General features: G+C 76.5%; 2 protein-coding genes. Both read left to right on the top strand.

All coding sequences use genetic code 11. From position 1 onward, the window contains the following. A partial coding sequence (locus GL263_RS25850) for an XRE family transcriptional regulator (RefSeq protein ID WP_182858160.1) occupies window positions 1-990 on the top strand: 990 nt, incomplete at its 5' end. A gap of 92 nt (window positions 991-1,082) precedes the next feature. Then, window positions 1,083-1,838, top strand: a complete 756-nt coding sequence (locus GL263_RS25845; RefSeq protein WP_182858159.1) for a hypothetical protein — start codon at window positions 1,083-1,085, stop codon at window positions 1,836-1,838. Window positions 1,839-1,912: the final 74 nt, after the last annotated feature.

Raw genomic sequence — 1,912 nt, 5'->3', positions numbered from 1 at the left:
CCCCCCGACCCCACCCCGCCGACGCCCGACACCGCACCGACGCCCGACGCGCCGGCGGGACCTGACACCGCCCAACCGCTCACCGCCACGCCGCCAACCGACCCGACGCCGGCCGAGCGCGGAACACCGGACGCCGGCTTCTCGATGGCCGACGCCGCCGAACCGGCCCCGTCGCCCCTCCCCCGCGACCGGCGGCGGCGCCGCACCTGGCTGGCGGCCGCCCTCGCCGTGGCCACGCTGACCGCCCTCGTGCCCGTCTACCTCACCTTCGGCCGCTCGGACCCTGCCACCGCCGGCGGCGCGCGCACCACCTCACCCCCCGCGGACAGCCGCCCCGCCGACAACAAGCCCGCGCCGATCTCCCTCACCACCCGTTCCCACGTCTGGGAGTCCGGCTGCGACCACCGCTACCTCCTCCGGCAGGCCCCGGACTCCGTGCCGCCACCGCCCGTCGAGCAGGACGCGCCGCGCTGGGCCGCGCGGCAGCGCGCCGTGCACGCCGGCACGACCAACGTGGAGGTGACCGTCCAGGGGACCGGCGCGGAGAGCGTCGTGCTGAAGGGCCTCTACGTGCGGGTGGTCGACCGCAGACCACCGCTGAAGTGGAACGCCTACAACATGGGACACGGCTGCGGCGGCTCCCTCTCCCCCGCCGTGTTCACGGTCGACCTCGACGCGGACCGCCCGCAGGCCCGGCCGCGCGACGGCCTCGACCTGTCGGCCAACGCCGGCGAGGGCAAGCGCCTCCCGGCCCCCCGCTTCCCGTTCCGGGTCTCCGAGACGGAGCCGCAGGTCCTGGAGGTCACCGCCGGGACGGCCCGCCACGACGCCGACTGGTACCTCGAACTCGCCTGGTCGTCCAAGGGGCGCTCGGGGACCACGCGCATCGACGACGCCGGCCGGCCGTTCCGCACCAGCGGCGCCACCGACCGTCCCCTCTACACACACTGGTCCGGCGAAGGCGGCTGGACCCCCGAGTCCGCCGACTGACCCCCTCCCCCTTCCCCGGCTCCGCCACGCAACCACCGGGTCGGCCAGGGCGTCCACTCCGGTGACCAGCCCACGCACAGAACGGGGAAGCCATGGGGAGCGCGGAGCCTGCCGGCCTGGTGGCGTCCGCCACGCTGGCGACACGGGTGGTGAAGATCGCCGACCCGCGTTTCGGCGGCCTCTACACCAGCACGGAGTGGGTGTCCGGCGTCACGGAGGTCTCCGGGTCGGGCGTTCCCACCGTCACGGTGGTCCGCCGTCCGGAGACCGCCACCGTCGACCCGCCGCCCGGCTCGTCCGCCCGTCCGCCGCGCCCCCGGCCCGAACGCCTCGAAGTCCGGCTGGGCGACCGTGCGGTCGTGCTGCGGCGGGAACGCAACGGCTGGTTCCGCCGCGGCGTCCGCCTGCGGCTGGAGTACAGCAGCCCCGACGGCCCGGCTGACGGCTCCGCCAACCCGTACAGCCCGGGCGGCGCCGCCCGCACCGTCCTGGTACTGCGCCCCACACGCCGCCGACGCAGCGCCCTCTTCCGCCGCCACCGCCTGCTGGGCCTGCTCCCGTTCCGCCGGCGTGTCGGAACGTTCGCCCTCCCGCGCGGCAGCGCCAAGACACGGCGCGCCCGGACCGCCCCCTATCTGACCCGCTGGCGCGGCTGGGCGCGGCCGACGGCGGACGAGGCCGCGCTCGCCCACGCGATGGTCGCGGTCTTCGGCATCGGCAGCAGGGGGCAGGTCCCGTGGGACGACGCGGCGGACCTCGCGGTCGAAGGAGCCGAGGTGGTCGCCGAGGGCTCGGGCGCGATCCTGCGCCTCGTCGGCGCGCTGGTACGCGGCGTCCTCAACAACTGACCCCCGGCGACACCCACCTCAGCCACCCACCACGTCACCCACCGGTCCCAGTTCGGGGCGCTTGGCCGTACGCC

It is taken from the genome of Streptomyces durbertensis (genome assembly GCF_014156695.1).
Taxonomy (GTDB): Bacteria; Actinomycetota; Actinomycetes; order Streptomycetales; family Streptomycetaceae; genus Streptomyces; species Streptomyces durbertensis.
This window is presented reverse-complemented; position numbering and strand designations above follow the sequence as displayed.

Coding starts and splice junctions, on each gene's coding strand:
- GL263_RS25845 (WP_182858159.1), top strand. CDS start 1,083: ATGGGGAGCGCGGAGCCTGCCGGCCTGGTGGCGTCCGCCACGCTGGCG.